Genomic DNA, 6,457 nt, shown 5'->3' with positions numbered 1-6,457 from the left:
TCCGAGGCGCTGATCAGCGCCAGCATGGCGAAGGTGAACAGCGACAGGTAGGCGAAGAACCGCGGCTTTGAGTCGTCGTCCGCCATGTACCCCCAGGAGTAGAGGTGCACGAGGCTGGAGACCGAGGTCACCACCACCAGCATCACCGCCGACAGGCCGTCGAGCCGGAACGACCAGTTGGAGATGAACTGGCCGACGTGGATGAACGGCAGATAGGTGACGGTGAAGGGCTCGAGCCCCCCCCAGGTCCATTGGGAGAACACCGTCCAGGACAGCGCGCAGGCCAGGAACAGGAGGCCGGTGGTGAGCGCCATCGAGGCCTGATCGCCGATCCGGCGGCCGAACAGGCCGGCGACGATCGCGCCGACCAGCGGCGCAAAGAGGATGACCGTGACGAGGGACTTCGGATCCATGTTCTCTCGCTCAGCCCTTCATCATCGAAGCGTCGTCGACGGAGATGTCGCCGCGGTTGCGGAAGAAGGTCACCAGGATCGCGAGGCCGACGGCGGCCTCGGCGGCGGCGACGGTCAGCACGAACATGGCGAAGATCTGCCCCACCACGTTGTGCAGATAGACCGAGAAGGCCACCAGGTTGATGTTCACGGCCAGCAGGATCAGCTCGACCGACATCAGGATGACGATGATGTTCTTGCGGTTCACGAAGATGCCGAAGACCCCGATCGTGAACAGGATCGCGGCGACCGCGAGATAGTGGGCGAGGCCGATGGTCATTGGTCGATCCCCTGGCCCGGCTTGAGGCTGACGACGCGCATGCCGGTCGCAGGTCCGCGCAGGACCTGGTCGGCGACCACCTGGCGGCGCACGCCGGGCTTGTGGCGCAGCGTCAGCACGATGGCTCCGATCATGGCGACCAGCAGCACCATGCCGGCGGCTTGGAAGAAATAGACGTAGTCGGTGTAGAGCACCCGGCCGATCGCCTCGGCGTTGGTCACCGAGGCCCCGCCCGAGGCCATCGGCGCATCGTTCAGCCGCGCCGCGCCGTTGCTGGCGACGGTCGTGGCCACCACGACCATCTCGATCGCGAGCGCGCCGGCCACCAGGCCGCCGAGCGGCATGTAACGCGCGAAGCCCTGCCGAAGCTCGGCGAAGTCGACGTCGAGCATCATGACCACGAACAGGAACAGGACGGCGACCGCGCCGACGTAGACCACCACCAGCAGCATGGCCAGGAACTCCGCGCCCATCAGCACGAAGAGGCCCACCGCCGAGAAGAAGGCGAGGATCAGGAACAGCACCGAGTGCACGGGGTTGCGCGCCGAGACGACGGCGAAGCCGGCTATGACGGTCATCACCGCCATCAGGTAAAATGCGATCGCCTGCAGGGCCATGCGGCTCTTCTCAACCCCTCGGTTTCACTCGTTTCGCCGTCGGTTTGGCGCCTCATCGGCGCCAAGCGCTAACTTTCGCGCGACAGCTCATGGCGGCGCTTTGGAATCGCGCCCGTCTCTTATCGGTAGGGCGCGTCCAGTTCCAGGTTCTTCGCGATCTCCCGCTCCCAGCGGTCGCCGTTATCCAGAAGCCGCTCCTTGTCGTAGTAGAGCTCTTCGCGGGTCTCGACGGCGAACTCCAGGTTCGGGCCCTCGACGATGGCGTCGACCGGGCAGGCCTCCTGGCACAGTCCGCAATAGATGCACTTGACCATGTCGATATCGTAGCGGGTCGTCCGGCGGCTGCCGTCCTCACGCGGTTCGGCCTCGATGGTGATCGCCTGGGCCGGGCAGATCGCCTCGCAGAGCTTGCAGGCGATGCAGCGCTCTTCCCCGTTGGGATAGCGGCGCAGGGCGTGCTCGCCGCGGAAGCGCGGGCTCTGCGGATTGCGCTCGTGCGGGTATTGCACGGTCATCTTCGGCTTGACCATGTACTTCATGGCCAGACCGAAGGCCCCGGCGAAGTCCATGAGGGCGGCGCCCTTCACGGCCTGTCCGATCCGATTGAACATCCTATTTCCTCACGCAGGCGTAGGCGTCGATCCGCTCCGGGTCGCCTTCCGCTTTGAGTTGCATCGTCTGGCCCTTGGCCGCGCAGGCGGCCTGGAAGTCGCGCAGGGCGTCCAGCGTGGCCACGCCGCCGTTCGGCGCGGGCCCGCCGGCGCAAGCTCCGAGGCTCAGCGCGACGCTGCTTAGCGCGATGGGGGCGATGGCCGAGCGCCGGATCATGCCGCCGCCGGTCCGAACACGCGCCAGGCGGCGACGGCCGCGACGGCGACCAACGAGGTCGGCAGGAAGACCTTCCAGCCCAGGCGCATCAGCTGATCGTAGCGGTAGCGCGGCACGATCGCCTTCACCATGGCGAACATGAAGAACCAGAAGATGATCTTCAGGAAGAACCACATGAACCCGAAGAAGCTGGCCGCGGTCGGCGCCCAGGAGGCGGTGAAGCCGGTCGGGAACGGGGCCTGCCAGCCGCCGAAGAACAGCACGCTGATCATCGCGCACATCAGCACGATGTTCGCGTACTCCCCGATCATGAACAGCAGGTACGGCGTGGACGAATATTCGACCTGATAGCCGGCGACCAGTTCCGACTCCGCCTCGGGCAGGTCGAACGGCGGGCGGTTGGTTTCGGCCAGGGCGGAGATGAAGAACATCCCGGTCATCGGGATCATCACCAGCAGCAGCGGCAGCTTAGAGAGGCCGCCCGGGCCGCCGAAGACGTACCAGTTCCAGAACCCGCCCTTCTGGTTCTCGACGATCTGCTGCAGGTTCATCGTGCCGGAAAGCAGGATCACCGTGATGATGATGAAGCCGATCGAGACCTCGTAGGACACCATCTGCGCGGCCGACCGGAGCGAGCCCAGGAACGGATACTTCGAGTTCGACGCCCAGCCGCCCATGATGATGCCGTAGACGCCGAGCGAGGAGATCGCGAGCAGGTAGAGGATGCCGACGTTGACGTTGGCCACCACCCAGCCCGGGGCCAGCGGCACCACGGCCCAGGCCCCGAAGGCGAGCACGAAGCTGATCAGCGGCGCCAGCAGGAAGACCGCCTTGTCGGCGCCCGACGGCACGACGATTTCCTTCAGCACGAACTTGATGAAGTCGGCGAAGGACTGCAGCAGGCCGAACGGGCCCACCACGTTGGGCCCCTTGCGCATCTGCACGCCGGCCCAGATCTTCCGGTCCGCCAGCAGCAGGAAGGCCAGCGAGAGCAGGATCCAGATCGTCACCGCCAGGATCTGGCCGACGGTGATCAGGGTCCAGCCGCCCGGCGTGGCCCAGAAGGATTGCGCGCCGTTCATGCCAGGCCCCCACACCCGCTCGTCCCGGCGGAAGCGGGGATCCAGGCTTTTTTTGTTGCTGCGTTCATCTCATTTCCGGCGTGGGCGCACCCGGCTCGGCTACACAAGAACCCCTGGGTCCCCGCTTTCGCGGGGATGACCGGGGCGGAGGTGGAGGCGTGCTGCATCCCCTACTCCGCGGCGATCTTGGCGGCGCCCGAGACCAGGGCTGCGCACTCGGCCATCGTGACGCTCGCGCGCGCGATGGGGTTGGTCAGGTAGAAGTTCTTGATCGGGCTGGCGAAGGCCGCATCGGCGAGCTCGCCCTCCCCGCCCAGCGCGCCCAGGTCCAGCGACAGGCTCGCCGGATCGGCCACGTAATCGATGCGGCCGAAGGTCGGGTGGTCGGCGAACAGCTTGGTGCGCAGCTGGTCCAGGCTGTCGTAGGGCAACTTGGCGCCCAGCCGCTCGGAAAGCGCGCGCAGGATCGCCCAGTCCTCCCTAGCCTCGCCCTTGGGGAACACCGCCCGGGCGCCGAGCTGAACCCGGCCCTCGGTGTTGACGTAGATCCCGTTCTTCTCGGTGTAGGCCGCGCCCGGCAGGATGACGTCGGCGCGGTGCGCGCCCGCATCGCCGTGGCTGCCCAGGTAGACGACGAAGGCGTCGGTCTTCGAAACGTCGATCTCGTCGGCGCCCAGCAGGAACAGCACGTCGGCGGCGCCCTTTTGCACGAGCTCGCCGGCGGCCTTGCCGCCCTCGCCCGGAAGGAAGCCGAGATCCAGGCCGCCCACCCGGCTCGCCGCCGAATGCAGGACGTTCCAGCGCAGGCCGAAGCTCTTGGCCACGCCCGCCGCCGCCTTCAGCACCGCCGCGCCGTCGGCGCGCGCCAGGGCGCCGGCGCCGAGGATGATGGCCGGGGCCTTGGCTTCCTTGAGCGCCTTGACGAAGTCGTTGCGCTGCCGCGAAAGGCCGCTCAGCGTCTGCGGGCCCGCGCCCAGGTAGTCGTAGCCGTAGGTCAGGTCCGCCTGCTCGCCGATCACGCCGACCCGCAGGGCGCCGGCCAGCCAGCGCTTGCGCAGCCGCGCGTTCAGCACCGGCGCCTCGAGGCGAGGGTTGGTCCCGACCAGCAGCACGACGTCGGCCTCTTCGACGCCGGCGATGGTCGAGTTGAACAGCCAGCTCTCGCGCGGGCCCTCGCCCAGCGCCATGCCGTCCTGGCGGCAGTCGGTGCTCTGAACGCCCAGGCCGCGGAACAGGTCGAGCGCGGCCTTCATCGACTCCGCATCCTGCAGGTCGCCGGCGATCACGCCGATGCGCTCCGGCTTGGCGGCCTTCAGGCGCGCGGCGACGGCGTCCAGCGCCTCGTTCCAGCTTGCGGCGCGCAGCCTGCCGTTCTCGCGGACGTAGGGGCGGTCCAGCCGCTGGCGCGACAGGCCGTCGACCACGTAGCGGGTCTTGTCGCTGATCCACTCCTCGTTGACGTCGTCGTTGATGCGCGGCAGCACCCGCAGCACCGCAGGCCCGCGCGCGTCGACGCGGATCGCCGAACCCAGCGCGTCCATCACGTCCACGCTCTCGGTCTTCTTCAGCTCCCAGGGGCGGTAGTTGAACGCCCAGGGCTTGTGGGTCAGCGCGCCCACCGGGCACAGGTCGATCACGTTGGCGGACAGCTCGGAGGTCACGGCCTTGTCGAGATAGGTCGTGATTTCAACGTCTTCGCCGCGGGAGATGAGACCGATGTCCGGCACGCCGGCGACCTCGGTGATGAAGCGCACGCAGCGGGTGCACTGAATGCACTGCGTCATCACGGTCTTGATGAGCGGGCCCATGTACTTCTCTTCGACGGCCCGCTTGTTCTCCTGGTAGCGGGAATCGTCGCGGCCATAGCCCATGGCCTGGTCCTGCAGGTCGCACTCGCCGCCCTGGTCGCAGATCGGGCAGTCCAGCGGGTGGTTGATGAGCAGGAACTCCATCACCCCGTGGCGCGCCTTCTTCACCATCGGCGTGTCGGTGAAGATTTCCATGTTCTCCGCCGCCGGCAGGGCGCAGGAGGCCTGCGGCTTCGGCGGGCCGGGCTTCACCTCGACGAGGCACATCCGGCAGTTGCCGGCGATCGAAAGCCGCTCGTGGTAGCAGAAGCGCGGGATCTCCTTGCCCGCGAGCTCCGCCACCTGCAGCACGTTCATGCCGGGCTCGAACTCGACTTCGACCCCGTCGACCTTGGCTATAGGCATGCCGTTACTCCGCCGCGACTTTCGCGCCGGCGTAGACGCCCTTGCGCGCGCGGTATTGCGTGATGCGGTCCTCCACCTCGTGGCGGAAGTGGCGGAACAGGCCCTGGATCGGCCAGGCGGCCGCATCGCCAAGGCCGCAAATGGTGTGGCCCTCGACCTGGGAGGCGACGTCGAGCAGGAGGTCGATCTCGCTCATCTCCGCCTCGCCGGTGACCATCCGCTCCATCACCCGCCACATCCAGCCGGTGCCTTCGCGGCACGGCGTGCACTGGCCGCAGCTCTCGTGCTTGTAGAAATAGGAGGCCCGCGCGATCGCCTTCACCAGGTCGGCGTCCTTGTCCATGACGATCATGGTGCCGGTGCCCAGGCCCGAACCGCGGGCTTGCAGGTCCTCGTAGGTCATGAGCGCTTCTTCACACTCCGACGCCGGGATCATGCGCACCGAGATGCCGCCCGGGATCACCGCCTTCAGGTTGCTCCAGCCGCCGCGCACGCCGCCGAAGTGGTCCTCGATCAGCTGCTTGACGGAGATCCCCACCGCATCCTCGACGACGCAGGGCTTGTTCACGTGACCCGAGGCGGCGAACAGCTTGACGCCCGTCGACTTCTCGGTGCCGAAGCCGGCGAACCAGCCCGCGCCGCGGCGCAGGATGGTCCCGACGACCGAGATGGTCTCGACGTTGTTGATGGTGGTCGGGCAGCCCCAGATGCCCGATCCCGCCGGGAACGGCGGCTTCAGGCGCGGCTGGCCCTTCTTGCCCTCCAGGCTCTCCATCAGGGCGGTCTCGTCGCCGCAGATGTAGGCCCCGCCGCCGTGATGGACGCGGACGTCGCAGTCCCAGCCGTGGATGTTGCCGGGGCCGATCAGCTTGGCCTCATAGGCCTGCCTGATCGCCGCCTGCAGCCGCTCGCGCTCGTGCACGTACTCGCCGCGGACATAGATGTAGGCGGTGTGCGCCCGCATCGCCCGGCAGGCGATCAGGCA

7 protein-coding genes and 1 pseudogene are annotated in these 6,457 nt (G+C 67.6%); all 8 read right to left on the bottom strand.

The window, feature by feature from the left end; genetic code table 11:
* Window positions 1-413: pseudogene (locus VJS38_RS19385) on the bottom strand (NADH-quinone oxidoreductase subunit L); the annotation flags it as partial.
* Window positions 414-423: 10 nt separating this feature from the next.
* Window positions 424-732 carry an NADH-quinone oxidoreductase subunit NuoK gene (gene nuoK, locus VJS38_RS19380; RefSeq protein ID WP_111458380.1) on the bottom strand — a complete coding sequence of 103 codons (309 nt, stop codon included), beginning with the start codon at window positions 730-732 and terminating at the stop codon, window positions 424-426.
* Window positions 729-1,349 carry an NADH-quinone oxidoreductase subunit J gene (locus VJS38_RS19375; protein ID WP_324089787.1) on the bottom strand — a complete coding sequence of 207 codons (621 nt, stop codon included), beginning with the start codon at window positions 1,347-1,349 and terminating at the stop codon, window positions 729-731. Before VJS38_RS19375 ends, nuoK begins: the two co-directional genes overlap by 4 nt.
* Before the next feature lie 119 nt (window positions 1,350-1,468).
* Window positions 1,469-1,960: an NADH-quinone oxidoreductase subunit NuoI gene (gene nuoI / locus VJS38_RS19370; RefSeq protein ID WP_324089786.1), complete on the bottom strand. Its 492-nt coding sequence runs from the start codon at window positions 1,958-1,960 to the stop codon at window positions 1,469-1,471.
* 1 nt (window position 1,961) lies between these two features.
* Window positions 1,962-2,177 carry a hypothetical protein gene (locus tag VJS38_RS19365; protein ID WP_324089785.1) on the bottom strand — a complete coding sequence of 72 codons (216 nt, stop codon included), beginning with the start codon at window positions 2,175-2,177 and terminating at the stop codon, window positions 1,962-1,964.
* Window positions 2,174-3,259, bottom strand: a complete 1,086-nt coding sequence (gene nuoH / locus VJS38_RS19360) for an NADH-quinone oxidoreductase subunit NuoH (protein WP_324089784.1) — start codon at window positions 3,257-3,259, stop codon at window positions 2,174-2,176. The genes VJS38_RS19365 and nuoH overlap by 4 nt, the downstream gene beginning before the upstream one ends.
* 170 nt (window positions 3,260-3,429) lie before the next feature.
* Window positions 3,430-5,472 carry an NADH-quinone oxidoreductase subunit NuoG gene (gene nuoG, locus VJS38_RS19355; protein ID WP_324089783.1) on the bottom strand — a complete coding sequence of 681 codons (2,043 nt, stop codon included), beginning with the start codon at window positions 5,470-5,472 and terminating at the stop codon, window positions 3,430-3,432.
* A 4-nt stretch (window positions 5,473-5,476) separates the two neighbouring features.
* On the bottom strand, window positions 5,477-6,457 hold a 981-nt coding region (gene nuoF / locus VJS38_RS19350), incomplete at its 5' end, for an NADH-quinone oxidoreductase subunit NuoF (protein ID WP_324089782.1).

It is taken from the genome of Phenylobacterium sp., assembly GCF_035276905.1.
Classification (GTDB): Bacteria; Pseudomonadota; Alphaproteobacteria; order Caulobacterales; family Caulobacteraceae; genus Phenylobacterium.
Note: the sequence above shows the minus strand (reverse complement) of the source record. Positions and strands in the feature narration are given on the sequence as shown.

Coding starts and splice junctions, on each gene's coding strand:
- nuoH (WP_324089784.1), bottom strand. CDS start 3,259: ATGAACGGCGCGCAATCCTTCTGGGCCACGCCGGGCGGCTGGACCCTG.
- nuoK (WP_111458380.1), bottom strand. CDS start 732: ATGACCATCGGCCTCGCCCACTATCTCGCGGTCGCCGCGATCCTGTTC.
- nuoG (WP_324089783.1), bottom strand. CDS start 5,472: ATGCCTATAGCCAAGGTCGACGGGGTCGAAGTCGAGTTCGAGCCCGGC.
- VJS38_RS19365 (WP_324089785.1), bottom strand. CDS start 2,177: ATGATCCGGCGCTCGGCCATCGCCCCCATCGCGCTAAGCAGCGTCGCG.
- VJS38_RS19375 (WP_324089787.1), bottom strand. CDS start 1,349: ATGGCCCTGCAGGCGATCGCATTTTACCTGATGGCGGTGATGACCGTC.
- nuoI (WP_324089786.1), bottom strand. CDS start 1,960: ATGTTCAATCGGATCGGACAGGCCGTGAAGGGCGCCGCCCTCATGGAC.